The sequence below is a fragment of the Paenibacillus qinlingensis genome, assembly GCF_031455095.1.
Classification (GTDB): Bacteria; Bacillota; Bacilli; order Paenibacillales; family NBRC-103111; genus Paenibacillus_E; species Paenibacillus_E qinlingensis_A.
In genome coordinates this window covers 1,205,749-1,221,151 of sequence record NZ_JAVDSB010000001.1, presented here as the reverse complement: position 1 = coordinate 1,221,151, position 15,403 = coordinate 1,205,749, and the positions used below count along the sequence as shown (strand labels likewise).

At 44.2% G+C, this 15,403-nt stretch carries 14 protein-coding genes and 1 other annotated feature; of the genes, 2 read left to right on the top strand and 12 right to left on the bottom strand.

Going from position 1 to position 15,403, the window contains the following annotated elements:
• Window positions 1–59: 59 nt before the first annotated feature.
• The 6 genes from J2736_RS05545 to J2736_RS05520 form a co-directional block, all read right to left on the bottom strand.
• A complete protein-coding gene (locus J2736_RS05545) occupies window positions 60–1,298 on the bottom strand; it encodes a CapA family protein (RefSeq protein ID WP_310224243.1) in 1,239 nt (412 codons plus the stop codon).
• Between the two features lie 97 nt (window positions 1,299–1,395).
• The gene (argS, locus tag J2736_RS05540) at window positions 1,396–3,108 is read right to left on the bottom strand and encodes an arginine--tRNA ligase (RefSeq protein ID WP_310224241.1); all 1,713 of its coding nucleotides are present in this window, start codon (window positions 3,106–3,108) and stop codon (window positions 1,396–1,398) included.
• A 50-nt stretch (window positions 3,109–3,158) separates the two neighbouring features.
• Window positions 3,159–3,378: a binding site (T-box leader), on the bottom strand.
• 50 nt (window positions 3,379–3,428) lie between these two features.
• Window positions 3,429–4,841, bottom strand: coding sequence for a hypothetical protein (locus J2736_RS05535; RefSeq protein ID WP_310224240.1), 1,413 nt, complete (start codon window positions 4,839–4,841; stop codon window positions 3,429–3,431).
• Window positions 4,834–5,337: a sigma-70 family RNA polymerase sigma factor gene (locus tag J2736_RS05530; RefSeq protein ID WP_310225221.1), complete on the bottom strand. Its 504-nt coding sequence runs from the start codon at window positions 5,335–5,337 to the stop codon at window positions 4,834–4,836. The genes J2736_RS05535 and J2736_RS05530 overlap by 8 nt, the downstream gene beginning before the upstream one ends.
• A 204-nt stretch (window positions 5,338–5,541) precedes the next feature.
• A complete protein-coding gene (locus J2736_RS05525) occupies window positions 5,542–6,030 on the bottom strand; it encodes an NUDIX hydrolase (protein WP_310224237.1) in 489 nt (162 codons plus the stop codon).
• 22 nt (window positions 6,031–6,052) lie between these two features.
• On the bottom strand, window positions 6,053–6,706 hold the full coding sequence (locus J2736_RS05520) for a hypothetical protein (protein ID WP_310224235.1): 654 nt from the start codon (window positions 6,704–6,706) through the stop codon (window positions 6,053–6,055).
• Between the two features lie 84 nt (window positions 6,707–6,790).
• On the opposite strand from J2736_RS05520, the gene J2736_RS05515 reads away from it, so the two are divergent.
• A complete protein-coding gene (locus tag J2736_RS05515; protein WP_310225219.1) occupies window positions 6,791–7,900 on the top strand; it encodes an AbrB family transcriptional regulator in 1,110 nt (369 codons plus the stop codon).
• 23 nt (window positions 7,901–7,923) lie between these two features.
• Here the strand turns inward: J2736_RS05515 and J2736_RS05510 are convergent, their stop codons facing one another.
• Together J2736_RS05510 and J2736_RS05505 are read right to left on the bottom strand one after the other, a co-directional pair.
• Entirely contained in the window at window positions 7,924–8,472 is a 549-nt protein-coding gene (locus tag J2736_RS05510) for a GNAT family N-acetyltransferase (protein WP_310224233.1), read from the bottom strand.
• Window positions 8,462–9,175, bottom strand: coding sequence for an aspartate/glutamate racemase family protein (locus J2736_RS05505; protein ID WP_310224231.1), 714 nt, complete (start codon window positions 9,173–9,175; stop codon window positions 8,462–8,464). Before J2736_RS05505 ends, J2736_RS05510 begins: the two co-directional genes overlap by 11 nt.
• Window positions 9,176–9,367: 192 nt before the next feature.
• Here J2736_RS05505 and J2736_RS05500 point away from each other — a divergent pair, with 192 nt between their 5' ends.
• Window positions 9,368–12,004: a beta propeller repeat protein gene (locus J2736_RS05500; protein ID WP_310224229.1), complete on the top strand. Its 2,637-nt coding sequence runs from the start codon at window positions 9,368–9,370 to the stop codon at window positions 12,002–12,004.
• Window positions 12,005–12,071: 67 nt separating this feature from the next.
• Here J2736_RS05500 and J2736_RS05495 read toward each other — a convergent pair whose 3' ends face one another.
• The 4 genes from J2736_RS05495 to J2736_RS05480 all read right to left on the bottom strand — a co-directional run bounded on the left by J2736_RS05495 (window position 12,072) and on the right by J2736_RS05480 (window position 15,392).
• Window positions 12,072–13,013 carry a methylenetetrahydrofolate reductase gene (locus tag J2736_RS05495; protein WP_310224227.1) on the bottom strand — a complete coding sequence of 314 codons (942 nt, stop codon included), beginning with the start codon at window positions 13,011–13,013 and terminating at the stop codon, window positions 12,072–12,074.
• A gap of 114 nt (window positions 13,014–13,127) precedes the next feature.
• Window positions 13,128–13,892, bottom strand: a complete 765-nt coding sequence (locus J2736_RS05490; protein ID WP_310224225.1) for a sugar phosphate isomerase/epimerase family protein — start codon at window positions 13,890–13,892, stop codon at window positions 13,128–13,130.
• A 105-nt stretch (window positions 13,893–13,997) separates the two neighbouring features.
• Entirely contained in the window at window positions 13,998–14,522 is a 525-nt protein-coding gene (locus J2736_RS05485) for a DUF6886 family protein (RefSeq protein WP_310224223.1), read from the bottom strand.
• 18 nt (window positions 14,523–14,540) lie between these two features.
• A complete protein-coding gene (locus J2736_RS05480; protein ID WP_310224221.1) occupies window positions 14,541–15,392 on the bottom strand; it encodes a bifunctional 5,10-methylenetetrahydrofolate dehydrogenase/5,10-methenyltetrahydrofolate cyclohydrolase in 852 nt (283 codons plus the stop codon).
• Window positions 15,393–15,403: the final 11 nt, after the last annotated feature.

Here is a 15,403-nt window from a genome sequence, read left to right as displayed (position 1 = left end):
ACTCACCGTAAAGCAAAACACCGCCCTGTTTCGTAAATAAACAGGAGCGGTGTTTTTGGCTACTCTTTTGGGGAAGTAATCATGTGAAGCTCGGGAATGTACGTTTTCATATGTTTCATTATCATTTGGTAGTTAGAACTTGCCTGCGGGAGTTGATCATTGGTCAACCTGTCCATTGAAAGTATTTGAAACTGTTTGCCTTGTTGGCTATACGTATACGTCGGAAGAAAGCTGGGATTACTAAACTCAATCTGCTTGGTCTTACTCGTAGTTGTTTTTACGACTTCTACGGTAGCCATGCCACCTACTTGCTTATACAAGTTAATTTGAGCAGATAGAAAGTTCCCTAGTGAATAGATGACAAAAGTTCGGTGCCCATTCTTCCCTTCAACCCAAGCGGGAGGCTGCAGAACATGTGGATGATTCCCTATCAGGATATGTACACCCATATCTGCTAGTTGATGTGCAAGAGCCGTTTGATTCTTGTCAGGAAGACGCTGATACTCATTCCCCCAATGCATCGCAACGACTATGACATCTGCCAATGGTTTCGCCTGCTCCACATCCGAGCGAATTTGCCTGTCATCAATCCGGTTAACCAGAAAGGGTTTGCCTGCTGGCGTTGAAATCCCATTCGTGCCATACGTGTAGCTTAAAAAGGCGAATGTAATCCCATTTTTCGTAAGCGTTCTTAGGTTGTCACGGTCATTCTGAGATTTGAATGCACCGGTATAAGGAATCCCAAGGGTATCCCAATAAGAGAGTGCACTTTGAATCACCTTTTCGCCCCGATCCAGCGCATGATTGTTAGCGATTGTCACAACATCTACTCCAGTATATTTCAGTGCATCGCCAATTTCATGAGGACTATTAAAGGTTGGATAACTGGAAAGCCTCATTTCCTTACCGCCAATCATCGTCTCTTGGTTAGCAACAAGGATATCTGGCGCTTGCAGCAAGGCTTTTACCCCTTCAAAAATAGGCTTAAAGTTATACGTCCCATCTTTCTGCTTAGCATCTAGATAAACCTTATCATGGATGAGGATATCTCCGATCGCGCCTAACGTCACTTTTGAGATTTGTTTTTGCTGCTGTGGTTGAGTTTGCTGTTGTAGTGGTTGGGGCTCTTGCTCTGCAGTAGCATGCAATTGCGAAATAGGCGGCGGAGCTGTCTCTGTCCGAGCAGGAAGTGGACTGCTTTTCACCTCCATACCTGTATCTTTCGGTGTCAACGAGCTGCCTACGCATCCACTTGCCAAAATGAGTGTTGAAACGATCGCTGCCATGCGCTTTATCACGACAAACCAGCTCCTTAAGTGTCAACCTTATCTTTTCCCGTAGTATTCCCCCCTTAAAAATCTCTCATGAATGAGGATTATTACCATTTCCCATCCTTTATATTTCATTTGGCGCTTGCAGCCCAATCAGCTTTAATCCATTGCGTAACGTCGTTTGAACGCTTGTAACCAAGGCTAAACGCGCCTCACGCACATGTTTTTCCTCTACAAGAATGTAACACGTATGGTAAAAGCGGTTGAACGCTTGTGCAAGATCAATAAGATAACGGGAAATAATCGACGGCTCCAGCTTCACCATAGCTTGCTCGATTCGTTCGGTGAACAGGTAGAGCATTTTGATAACTGCAACGGCTTCTTTTTCTAGTAAATAGGACCCATCTACATTGGAAGTTAGGAAGTCATGACCGAATCCCATCTGTGCTTTCTTCAACAAACTGCATGTTCTTGCATACGTGTATTGAACATAAGGTCCCGTTTCACCATCAAAGTTAAGGGCATCTTCCCACGAAAAATCAATATCTTTAATGCGATTGGCACTCAAATCATTAAAAATCACAGCCCCAATCCCCACTTGCACAGCTACTTCTTCTTTATTCGGCAATCCTGGATTTCTAGCTTCTATGACTTCTTTAATTTTTTGGACAGAGAGCTCCAACACGTTTTCTAGTTTAATTACGTTGCCTTTACGTGTCGACAAGCCGCCTCCTTCAATGCTCACACGGCCAAACGCCACATGCTCCAGTTTGGACGCCCAGGTGTAACCCATTAGTTCAAGGACCTTAAAACATTGCTGAAAATGAAGATTTTGAGCATAATCGGTTACGTATATCAATTTAGCAAAATCATAGGTCTCCGCTCTATAAATCGCAGCTGTTAGATCACGTGTATGGTAGAGGGAGCTGCCATCTTTTTTCAGCATTAGGGCTGGCGCCATATCAAAGGCATCCAACCTAACTAACATTGCCCCCTCATCTTCTTCCAAGAGCTGATTTTCTTGTAACATCTGAATGACAGGTGCCATCTTATCATTGTAGAAGCTTTCACCTTGATAAGCATCAAATTGAACGCCAAGCAGCTTATAAATCTTCTGAAATTCTGCCATGCTGATGTCAATAAACCAGTGCCATAGAGCAAGTGCTTCTTGATCACCATGCTCCATTCTCGTAAACCAAGCACGTGCCTGATCTTCTAGTGTAGGATCCTTCTCCGCTTCCTCATGGAATTTCACATACAGATGGAGCAGCTCATCAATTGCCCCTTGATTCACAGCTTCCTTACTTCCCCATTGCTGGTAGGCAACAATCAATTTCCCGAACTGTGTCCCCCAATCACCTAAATGATTGATCCCCACACATGTATACCCAAGAAAAGCGTGAATGTGATATAGCGCATTTCCGATTACGGTGGATCTCAAATGGCCAACATGAAACGGTTTCGCGATGTTCGGGGAGGAGTAGTCAATCACGATCGTCCTGCCCTGTCCCACATTCTGAGACCCATATTGATGACCAGCATGATGTATGTGTTGAATCAAGGCTTCTGCCCAACGCTGCTTTTTTAGGAAAATATTCAAATATCCATTAACGGCTTCTATCTGGTCGATTTCCTCATCTTGCAGGGTAGCCTGCAAGTGTTCCGCAATATCTTTCGGTGACTTGCCAAGCACTTTACTCAGTCGGAAACAGGGTAAACAGAGATCCCCTTTATCGTGATTCGCTGGGTACTCCATCAGTGCAGCAAGCTCTTGTGGCTCGAAGCTGCCTAGTAACGATGACACTTTCTCAGCTACATGCAGTTTATAATTTAACATGATGTCACTCCTATCTATTTTCTGAAAATATAAAAAGCCCCCGTCTCTAAAAAAGAGACGAGAGCTGAAGATTCCCGCGGTACCACTCTAAGTGTTAAACCTTTGGTTTAACCCCTCAATTTCGTAACGGTCGTCTGACCGGATTCGCCTACTAACGTTCAGCAAACCATTTCCTGGGTCCGTTTCATTCATAACATCCGTACCGGCTTACACTGACCCGGCTCGCTGTGACTGTCTGTTAGGAATTACTGTCCCATTCATCAATATTTCATTATGAATTTTTCAATATCTTACAAGGGATCTCATCGATTGTCAAGGGGCTATTGCAGTTGAAATTCCCAGGGACCGCGAATAATGATATGCGCTTCTTTGATATAGAACGTGAATGTTGTATCTTTCACAGGAAAGTCTACAACTACATACTCCATCGCACGCGTTTGATCGTTTACTCGCCAATTAGAGCCACTTGTGTTCTTTAATTTCATATAATCCAACGTGAAGGACAAAAGCGATGAAGCCGCTTGCGCATTATACTTCATATCCAGATAGATCTTAAGCCCTCCAAATTCAGAAGCCGATGCGTTACTTGGTACTCTTTCAACTTTGGTAATATCTACAGGATAGCCACTAATCATGATGGATTTGTTGACGTCAATGATACCTTGAGCGGGAATCGGAACCGTGAATGATTCTGACTTTGGAGATTGCAGCGTTGCTAAGACCGCTGGGATTTTCAAATGATAGCTTGTCGATGACGCACCATCACGCTTAAAGCTGAATTCATTCGGATTCGGAAAATTAGGATCGCGATAATACGTAACAGCTTCTTCCTTATTCGTCGTTAGTTCGGGTTTATCCACGTAGTCATATGGTGATAAACCGTACGCTTTAATCTGCATGCCCGCAGGAGCTTGCGGAAGTAACGTGACCTTCGTAGTGTTTTGATCTGTGGATCGTAATAACGCTGTTATACTAACCTCATGATGGGTGTCTGTTACGCCAAGATCATTAATGTGATCAGCCTCTTCCACCTTTGCTAGATGAATCGGAATACTAGGCAGTTGACTATCGAGAGTCAGACGCATATTGTCGGTCACTTTGATTGACCCTTCATAATAATAAGATCCAATCCATTCATTCCCAGCACTTGAAATACTGCCATATTTAATCAAATAGGACGTTCCTTCTCCATTACTAAGCGTAAATGATCGCATAGAAGGTGTACCTGCGCTGACTAGCGTGACGTTGGTATACTGATCACCAATGGATATCCCGCGTATTTGGATATTACCCACAAGTGTTGGCGCTTCAATCGGAGACTGCAGCACATAGTGAACAAGCTGTTTCTCTGAATCTTGAACAGTAGCGAACCCAGGTAAGAACTGAAAAACCTTGTGAATTTGGGCTCTCACCACTGGCGAGCTCATGGCGAAGATTGCTATAAAAATTACGGATGCAGCACCAACAGCGATCATGCGATTTCTCATTTTGACATGACTCGCAAGCTTCTGTTTCTCCCCATCGCTACTTGTTGGCGTGGATTCCACGGTTGTTACCGGGGGCGATTGCGATAAGCCCAATTTACTATACGTTTGTGCTTTGATCCGAGCCAGCGTTTCTGCAGCAATGGGTTCATTCTCATGAATATCCAATTGACTCATAACAAAATTAGATTGATGATCATTTAATTGATCCATTTTGCGATACCATTCCTTATCAATCTTCTTATTCATGTGAGATATCCTCCTTCCAAGCGAGAATTAATTGTTCTTTCAGAGCATTTCGCGTGCGCCTCAAACGGTTTTCGACTGATTTTCGTGTTAATCCAAGGGCTGAAGCAATCATGTCCAAGGATTCATATAAGTAATATTTTTTATAAAAAATCGTACGATCAATGGAACCATAGGAATCCACGATGCGTAAAATCTCTTCGGTTTCTGCCTTCTGGATGACCGTTCGCTCCAAATTATCGCTGTTTGTCAGATCGTCATCTATCACGACAAGCTGGGGTCGATCTGTCAATTTCCGCCTGCAATCCAGCGCGCGATACTTGGTAAGCATATACATCCAGGTTTGGAGCGAGCTTCTTAACGGATCGTACTCATCAATCCTATTCCAAGCCATGATGAACACGTCACTAACACACTCCTCGACGTCCTCTCTGCTGCCATACGAATCCAGAATCCTTTGTGCAAAAAGGTACATCGTTGATCCATATCTATCCATCAAAAATTCTAAAGCTGCAGAATCTTTTATTTTCAGTCGTGTAATTAACTCCTCTTCCGATATGTGCAATCCATCACCTCATTTACTGTCTACTTAGTACTACGTAAGTTTCGAGGAAAAACCCTCACACTTCAAACCCATGCAATACTGCGCGGCAATGATGTAAAAGAATCCATTGGAACTCCAATGGATTTATTGAAACCTATTCTATTTGACTAACCAATCATCCAGCCGTTGACTTTGAGCAGGCATTTCTCCCGTCAGCAGCCAATTCACGGCTTGTAAAACAAGTGGTGAAGCATTTTCAACGGTGCATTCCGCTAACGCTACCCAACTTGCTCCCAAAGAATCTTGCCCTTCGAATAACTCCGGCTTCGCTGTTATCTGTCCACCTAGATAGTCTACAGCAAAAAATAACGCTACATGATGGATATGTGAAGTCTCTCGCTTAGATAGCGCATAGGGGACTACATAATCACAAACGCCTACTTGCTTCTTCACTTGAACCTCCACCCCAACTTCTTCTTGGATCTCTCTGTGAAGAGCTTCAATGACGGTTTCTTGAGGTTCAATTGTGCCTCCTGGAAGGTCGAATCGACCTGTATAGGGGCCGCCACTTTTATGAATCACAAGAATCTTTCCATGCCTCTCACAAATTCCGTTTACGCCCAAATGCCGATGCCACTTCTCCTCCACCTCGAACCCCCCACTTTTCAGACTATTGGTCACCTCTATAATAAGCAAACACTTGCTCAATCGGCTTAAAATACAAATGTCCATCTTCCCATGGCTGAAAATGCAGATCCATGCGGGAATCGTTCCAATTCTCAGGGGTTCCCTTCGTGTTCAAACGCCCCGCTACTTCCGGCTCCTCAATGACTTTCGGAAATTCCTGATAACCGAATAAGAGATTCTCATGCATCGCAATAATCTCATATTTATCACCATGGAAGGCACGCTCTTCTTGCAGCTGATAATGGTAGTAGATGTAACTGCTCATCATCTCTGGCTTCAAATGGGCAACTCTCCCTACCCGAGTCTCGACAGGTTCCTTCCGCAACCAGTGTTCATAGCTTGCAGGTTCATTAAAGTGGAACACGTCGATCATTAAGATCCACTTCCGAGGTTCATCATGTCCAGGCCAATCTTGTAAGAACGGGACCACAGCCCCTGCGATTTCATCGGGTAACACCTCTCTGTTTATACACTCATAATAGAGGAATAGATTTGTCCGCCAAATAAAAGCTGCAACGGTCATGAGCTCTCCTTGTTCCACTAGCTGTTGAGCTTGTTGGTTCAACACCAACGCCTTCAGGCCACTATCCTCTTGTCCTATTTGCCATTGCGCCCTATACATCCTACGTTGAATCATTAATTGCTCACCTCGCGTCGTATTTGAACACCAAATCTAACTCTGCTAAAATAAGTTCATCTCTACCAAGGGGGGAACAGACTTATTTTACTTAACTTCTACCATACTTCGCTTAAGCTGATCGTTGCCCTGATAACTGCCCTTCTAGGCGGATACGTATTTAAACTCTTACATATTCCCATTCCTTGGCTGCTCGGGCCGATGATTGCGGTATTACTAGGGTCGAATCTATTCAAAAATCGCTATGCTTGGCCTACGCCCATTAGAAACGCAGGACTCATCATCGTTGGATATACCATTGGTCTTTCGATGACGGCAGCCGCTTTGCATGAAATGGCCGTCCAGCTACCTTCCATGTTGATCATGACACTTCTTCTTATGTTGCTTTGCGCCTTACTTGCCTACTTGCTAACCAAGATGTCCAACATCAACTACAAAACGGCACTTCTTGGCAGCATTCCTGGCGGTCTCACCCAGATGGTCATCTTGGCGGAAGAAACAGAAGGCATCCAGCTAACCATTGTGACTGTATTACAAGTAATCCGACTCATGATGATTGTTGTATGCGTACCTTTGCTGGTCTTTAGCCCGCTCATGGGCAATCACAAAATCGTTGAAACGGTAATCAACAGCGTCACCACTTCGACTGCGAGCTGGGGATCGCTGATGCCGAATATTTTTCTTTTCGCCGCGGTAAGTATCGGCTGTGCACTTCTAGGAAATAAAATTAATTTCCCAACTGCGTTCTTGCTTGGGCCCGCATTCAGTACCGCGATCCTGCAACTTACCGGTATTCATGGACCCGCGCTGCCCACCCCTATCATCAATGCAGCCCAAATCATGATTGGTATCCATGTTGGACTCATGTTAAAGCCAGCTCAATTAACTCATAAGCTTCAAGTCATTTCGCTGGCGATTGGCAGCAGTGTTGTGCTTTTATTTGGATCATTCGGACTAAGTTATGTCTTTATGAAGCTCCATGCTGTATCCAAATCTACCGCCCTGCTTAGTCTAGCTCCAGGTGGCATGGATCAAATGGGGATCATCGCGCACGAAATCAATGCGAACTTATCCGTCGTTGTTGGCTACCAGTTATTTCGCACATTTTTCATATTCTTCGCTGTACCGCCGCTATTGCGCATGATATTCAAATACAGCGCTGCCAAAAGAGTCATTCGAAACACCCCCTCCTAGGAAGGATGGGGCTGTTTGGCATTTCAGTTTTTCATCCGATAGGCTTGTTCATGGTACTCCGTAATGTAGCTGAACAATTGCTTACCATCATCTTGCTGCTCTAACTCACCCAAGCTCAAGTACATCGCCCTGTACGTTTCTGGCACCCAAATGTAGGTATGTACATAGTCAGTTAACCGAAATCCAGCCTTTTCCCAGAATCGAATTCGCTCTGCATTCTCCTTGCTAGGCTCAGCCTCAACTTCAATGACGATGCCATGACAGCCTGCTGTGTCTGCCCACTTACGTATGTCTCCCATACATGCCACCCCCACTCCTTGCCCACGCTGAGCGCGGCCAACTGCGATATAATCGACGATAAGTACGTGTGCCGCTTGATTCCAAGCGGTCAACGCCATCGCAATTACGTGGGCATCTTCACGCCAGGTGTGCAGCATACAGATGCCTCTTTCGAACATGCTGCGGATGAGCGCACGATTTTTTCTTCCATGTGCTGGAAAAGCTTCCTCATAAACATGCTCCGCTTGCTCCCATAAGTCTTCATTCCAAGAAGTCGTTATTTCATAGATCATCCAATTCATACTCCCCTAATGCAAAGTCTACTGCAGACTGGGCATGAATTCTTGTTGTATCGAATAGGGGAACCGCAACATCCCCTTGCGATATTAACAACGTGATTTCTGTGCAGCCCAAAATAACAGCTTCTGCCCCATCTTGGACCAACTGATTAATAATCGTGATATAGGATTGCTTCGACTCTTCCCGAAGGATGCCCAGACATAATTCCTCATATATAATCTCGTGAACGATCTTCCGTGACACTTCATCAGGGACGATGACGTCGAGTCCATATTTTCTCACTAGATTACCTTTATAAAAATCTTGTTCCATGGTAAACGCTGTTCCCAGTAAAGCAACTTTCTTACTACCTGATTGAACAATTTTGTTCGCTGTTGCATCCGCAATATGCAGGAGAGGGATGGTAACTGCCTCTTCTACTTCTTTGGCCATCTTGTGCATGGTATTCGTGCAAATGACGATACAATCCGAACCGGCAGTCTCCAGTTTACGAGCCGTATCCACCATAATTTGGGTGGCTTCGTCCCATTTCCCTTCATGCTGGAGCGTCTTAATCTCATGAAAATCTACCGAATACATGAGACTTTTGGCCGAATGATGGCCACCTAATTGTTCCTTTACACGCTGATTAATAATTTGGTAATAAAGTAACGATGATTCCCAGCTCATTCCACCGATTAACCCAATTGTCTTCATCCATGAACCCCTCGCCATCAACTATTTCCTAATATAATAGCAGAAATTGGTCCTTTTGATAAAATGGAAAGTAGCGCTCATCTTTATGAAGGCTTATTTCTCATTGGAATATCCTTTCTTTAAAATGCAACTTTTTCCTTTTTCTGGCGTTTAATGAGTGTCACAACTTCCTAATAAAGGAGATTATCCTCAATGAGACGCAAATCGATTGTAGGATTGGCAACATTACTATGTGCGGCAATGGCGATTCTACCTCTGCCCCATTCCAACGCGCACGCGAACGATCTACCTGTTGGAACAGTCGTTGGAAGCGTGCTTACCACAGATATTCGCGCATTCGTAAATGGCAGTGCCATCCGATCGATGAATATTGACGGCAAAACGGCTATTTATGTCGAGGATTTAAGAAGTCACGGCTTTCACATCGCTTGGGAACCGAACCAGCGTCAAGTTTCCATTTTCCCAGACCCCAACGAATTGGATCCATCAAAGAACGATCCTAACCTAGGCTTTACTAATGCAGGAATTGGCGACCCAATCGCTGACGTAGTCGCAACAGATATTCACACATTTGCCTTAGGCAAAGAGATTCCTTCTTACAATGTAGAAGGCAGAACGGCCGTGTTTCTGCAGGATCTCTCGCCGCTGCTTGGCGGACTCACGTGGAACGAACAAGTACATACTGCGTCCTTCCTGTCGGATACTACCTTAGCTGCTGACCCACGGGCAGTTCAGAGTAGCAAGTACCCCTTACAGGTGGAACAGACGTCTGGCACTCGATTTACCATTTATTTCAAAGATGACGGCCTTTATGTTGGAGACTCTCGCATTGGGTTTGGCCAAGATGGCAGAGTGATGCTCTCGGTAACAAAAATGGCACAATTATTTGCTTATCAGACGGAGATGCAAGATCATGGACTTTATTTGTCTGACAAAACTTACGGATTTCGTATCACTCCGCAACAAGACACTGTTAGTTTATACTGGTTCAATGGTAAAACCAACGAGGTCAAACTCACTTTTCCAACAATAGAACGCGACGGTGAACTCTACGTATCTGAATATGATTTAAAGCAATTATTCGGTTATTCAAGTAATTGGCAATCGGAGCTAAAACAATTGGATATTGATTACTCCCATTTCGATGTGAAGGATTTCGGCGTTTCTAGGCATACGAATAACTATTTGTACACCTTAAAAGGACTGTATGTGGGGCCAAGTAGTTCGGAAATGCCGACTATATCCATGTTCGTCTCTCGGAACGGCACCAAGCTCGGAAGTAATTCTGAGACTTCATTGATGGAACAAACCTCGGCAAACGGGTCTCCTATGTATCAATTTTCCTCATCCGTGCAGCTTGATTTAGGTAACAATGACATCCAGATCGTCTACCACATTGGAAACCGAATGATATACAGTAACGCTTTCAACAACTCCCTTACACCACTGTTACTGAACCCGGTTATTAATTACAGTGATTTGTCGCATGGCTTGGGCAGCTTCAGTTCGATCACCTTGGATTCGCCTAAAACCGGACTCATTTTCACTGATAACGACAAAATCGAGCTCAAAGGCGCAGTGCTTAAAGCACAAAGCAACGGATTACAAGCTGTGATTGAAAAGGAAGACAACGGAAACTGGATTGACTCAGAGACAACTCTCATTCCTTTTGACGAGACACGATTAGCAGCTTCACTTCCGCTTAATCATGGAACGGGACGGTATCGGGTCACACTACGATCTAATTTGTCTATCCCTTCACCGAGACAAACTACAACCTACATCGACGTTGCTCGTTTCTATGTTGATTACCGAGATAACCTTCCCGGCATTCAAGGCATGCAATCATCTGATGCCCTGAGCTGGCGTGATGGGAAGCTGCTGCGGACATCGGATAATGGTCTTTCTTGGCAGGTGGTCATACCGGATAGGATGACTGACAAAGATCGTCTGCTAGCTGCTAAATTTGAGGTACCTCTCTGGGGATATGCGGTCTATCTCACAGACGATCCGCAACCAAATCTAATAGCCACCCATCAAGTGGATGATGGAGTCTGGGAATCAGTCGTACTGCCTACGTCAGAAGCATGGGAAACGTCCGCTGATGTTAAACCGATCGTAGCCAATCTCTACACGGATCCCGCTTATATCATGCTGACTTCTTCAACCGAGGATAATCACACGTTAAAATCGCTTTATCGCACCGATGACCGTGGAAAAACATGGATTCGTGTAGGGAATCTGAGCTCCGACATTGCGGGTTCCCCAACTGGACTCAGCTACCGCAATGCAAAAGAGGGCTGGTTGACCACGATGCATGATAGCGCCAACCCTATCCCACTGTATCGCACGCAGGATGGCGGCGAGACCTGGTCATTGCAACATGCCGACGTTCCCATCGATGTGCAGAAGGTCTCTGCTAACGCTTATCCCCCTGTTTTCGATCATGAAAGCAATTATCACGCCATTTTCATTGCTGAATTCATACAGGACAATAAGAAAACCTATGTCATCTATGAATCGAGAGACGCCGGTGAAACTTGGCTCCCGCTCCCTTATCGCTTACATGATTTACAGGACATTCCAGTCCTGCATTTTGATTCATTACTTATGGGCAGAGCAATTTCTCAAGATGGGCAAACCATCTACACCATGGATACCTACAATCGTTCAGACTGGCAACCGATAAAGCCTAATATTTCCTTGCAAAATGTAACCCAATTTTACCTGCGCATGGATGGTATGGGCTGGGCACTTAAAAAAGGCAGCGTCTTGGTGACGAGTGATGGTGGCAGGACTTGGGAAGAGCCTGGTGCGATTCGAAACTAATCAACGCTTAGAAAGAGGGTGCTTCAAAGTCGTTCTAGACTTTGAAACACCCTCTTTTTTCCACCACTTAAAAAACAAACGACGATCGCATCTTCTTATCCATCATCGCTTTAATCTCATGGACTAGTTGAATGGAAGCTTCAATCTCGACTTTTCGTGTGGAGACACTCTCAACACTGCATCCGATGGGAATTCCTTTTTCCAATCCAAATTCGAATAATTCTTCAAATATCTGTTGTGATACCGCTACCGATTTGTCCAGGACATCATGGGAGTATTTCAAATCATTTTCCAACCATTTCGGGATGCTGATCCCTAGCCATTTCATAAATTCTAACGTTTTGGTTGATCCGCAAGGCGCAATATTCATCAAGATCGGTACCATGTCTAGTTTATTTTCCCTACAGTAGTAATAATAATCGGATAAGAAGTTTTTGGACGCTTCCACATTATAGGTTGCTTGAGATATGAAGAAGCGGCTTCCACTCGCTATTTTACTGACCATTCTAAGATGTTCATCGTCTTTTTTCATGTGTCTTTCCGGAATGACAACGGCACCTAAGGTAAGATTATTGTTCAGTTTCTGACTTAACGCATAAGCTTCCGGAAGCCCCATATGAACTTCTTGATGACTAGAGGACGCGCCAACAAACACCGAAAACCGTTCTTCTTCATGATCGGCCCTAATCCAATCTGACAATTGTTCCTCCGTATATTTACCAACACAGCGATAGATAATTTTGGGAACCTTTAACTTGGATAAATACGCCTTGCTGTAAGTCGTCGGATCAACGGTTTGTAAATATGGGAAAGGCCGATCTTGATCAATCCGATCACTTTCCTCCTGCACATCGTAAAGAATTAAACCATCTATTTGAAGCTTTTGAAGCCGCTCACATTGCTTTTGTGATATTTCAGCCATTTTCTCATGGGATTGTGTTTCTTTCGGCGGCGTCATCCCATAAGTAAGGATACCTGTTTCTCTTCGTAGTATTTTGTCTTTTAGCATATGTGTCACAACCTTATCTCTCTAATTCCCGAAAAAATCAAATCACAGTAAACTACTCGGCATTCTATAGTTCGACCCCCAAATACCGAATTCCTCTTGGAATCGGAATACCTGTTAAAGAAACTTACTTCGCATAAAGGCTAAACTTGCTGCAAACTCCTTCTCTGGATCATGCACCGTACACTCGGCGGAAATCATGCCTTTATACCCCGATGCCTGCAAAGCCGTAACGAATTGATCATAAAGATACTGTCCAGTCCCAGGGGACAATCGTCCTGTATCGGCAAGATGAATATGTTGAAGCCAGTCTTTATTTTCAATCAAAGTAGTTATTGCATCCTGTTCTTCATCCATATGGTAGAAATCAGCCAAAACCCGTATGGCAGGATGATTGACTTGTTTAGCCAAAGCCACCGCCTCAGAAACCGTGTTGATGATGTTAGATTCCTTGCGATTCAAAGGCTCTATGGCCAATGAAACACTTGTATCTTGGAATTCTTCACCGATGACAGCAAGTAGTTGAAGCAGCTGTTCCTCCGCGCGATTGCGCTCCCAACCGTCCGGGATTTGACGTGCTTTTCCACTTCCCAATACGGCAGTTGTAGCTCCTATCTTATTTAAAGCGCTTGCAGCTTTATGAACATAACGACGGATGCGTTCTTCATCCGCTTCTGGACCTACCACTTTTAAGTCTCCAGGAAAAAATATACTAAAAGCTTGCACCGGCAGGGGACTGTTCACGTACAAAGGAAGCTTGGTGTTGAAGTCCGCCTCATCTTCTAAATTTAATGATACGAGAGCGCACTCTATATAGTCGAAGCCAATACGTTGAAGTCTTTCCGCTTCCTGAATCCCACTGCACCATCCAAATGTGTACATGTCCAATTCCTCCCTATCGTTACTTACTCTTCTAATATAGCAAAAAAACCAAAGAATAGGATCATGAATATGTCCAATTCTTTGGCTATTTTATCTAAAAGGTATTTATAGTTCTCGCTGCTCTGCAAATCCCATCCTACACATGGAATAATTGAAACTTGCTTGTTGAATTGTATCAGACAAGTCCCATAAATTAGGCAGCATGCGAACTTCCACATGTCTTCGAAAGAGCTCTCCGAACAAATCTCGAATTTCAAGTATACGGATAGGTATTTGTGATTTCTCACTCACATAGTACCCAGCTCCAGGATCTAGCGAGTAAAAATCGGACGAATCAAATTCGTACAAATATAGGATTGTATGCTGCATAATGTCAAACCATTTGTGCTCGATAGCAACAACGTGCATCGTTGACTGCGAGGAAATAAAGTGTCTTCTATCTTCATCAGAAGTGGTTTCATTGCAATGATAGGTCACTCTTGGACAATTCCGAGGTGTAAGAAAATTAGGCAAGCATTGTTCATTAATCGCCCATACTAATCCTTTATCTGGATCCAAGTCTTTTCTTGTAGGAATTCTAGGGTGAAAAATAGCAATGTCTTTCTCTTCGCTTACGTGGAATAATTTCACCTATGCTCCTGCCCCCTATCATCTTGCATTTACATACTTCTCCGCTGCATCAACAGTGTGTTTCAATAAAGTTGCAATTGTCACGGGTCCTACTCCCGCAGGAACAGGCGTAATCGCGGATGCCTTCACCCTACAAGCCTCATAATCAACATCTCCAATGTTGCCAGGGTTGTATCCAGCATCCATCACGATGGCTCCCGGTTTAATCCAATCTCCTTGTACAAAATTCGGTTTACCGACTGCGGCAACCACAATATCAGCTAATCGAACCATGTCTCCCACATTTGGCGTCTTGGAGTGGCAGATGGTTACCGTTGCATTCCGATTTAATAGCATCATAGAAACCGGCTTCCCCAGAATGGGACTTCTACCAATCACTACAGCATGTTTGCCCTCTATGGGGATCTGGTAGGCATCCATAATGGCTAGAATAGCCGCTGGTGTACAGGAAGGGAAAGCAGCAATGCCGAAGGCATTTTGAGCAAAACCTTGCGTCGTTACGCCATCTACATCCTTATCCATATGAATCGCTTCAAATGCCGCCCTTTCATCCATATGAGGAGGAACAGGATGTTGCAGCAAAATCCCATGTACGCTAGGGTCAGCATTCAGTTTCTGAATTTCAGCGATTAATTCTTCGGTCGTTGTATGCGCGGGTAGCTCAACTCGAATAGAACGGATCCCCAGTCGTTTACACGCATTTCCTTTCATTTTCACATAAGTAGCTGATGAAGGATCGTCGCCAACTAAAATCGTCGCTAGGCAAGGTGTGATCCCTTTCAAAGATAACTGATTAATTCTACTTTTCAGCGCCTCTTTCATGTTCGTTGCCACTCGATTACCGTCCAAGATTACTGTTTCCACATTCATCTCTTCATTCC

Coding starts and splice junctions, on each gene's coding strand:
- argS (WP_310224241.1), bottom strand. CDS start 3,108: ATGTTAAATTATAAACTGCATGTAGCTGAGAAAGTGTCATCGTTACTA.
- J2736_RS05535 (WP_310224240.1), bottom strand. CDS start 4,841: ATGAATAAGAAGATTGATAAGGAATGGTATCGCAAAATGGATCAATTA.
- J2736_RS05520 (WP_310224235.1), bottom strand. CDS start 6,706: ATGATTCAACGTAGGATGTATAGGGCGCAATGGCAAATAGGACAAGAG.
- J2736_RS05510 (WP_310224233.1), bottom strand. CDS start 8,472: ATGATCTATGAAATAACGACTTCTTGGAATGAAGACTTATGGGAGCAA.
- J2736_RS05505 (WP_310224231.1), bottom strand. CDS start 9,175: ATGAAGACAATTGGGTTAATCGGTGGAATGAGCTGGGAATCATCGTTA.
- J2736_RS05500 (WP_310224229.1), top strand. CDS start 9,368: ATGAGACGCAAATCGATTGTAGGATTGGCAACATTACTATGTGCGGCA.
- J2736_RS05495 (WP_310224227.1), bottom strand. CDS start 13,013: ATGCTAAAAGACAAAATACTACGAAGAGAAACAGGTATCCTTACTTAT.
- J2736_RS05490 (WP_310224225.1), bottom strand. CDS start 13,892: ATGTACACATTTGGATGGTGCAGTGGGATTCAGGAAGCGGAAAGACTT.
- J2736_RS05480 (WP_310224221.1), bottom strand. CDS start 15,392: ATGAATGTGGAAACAGTAATCTTGGACGGTAATCGAGTGGCAACGAAC.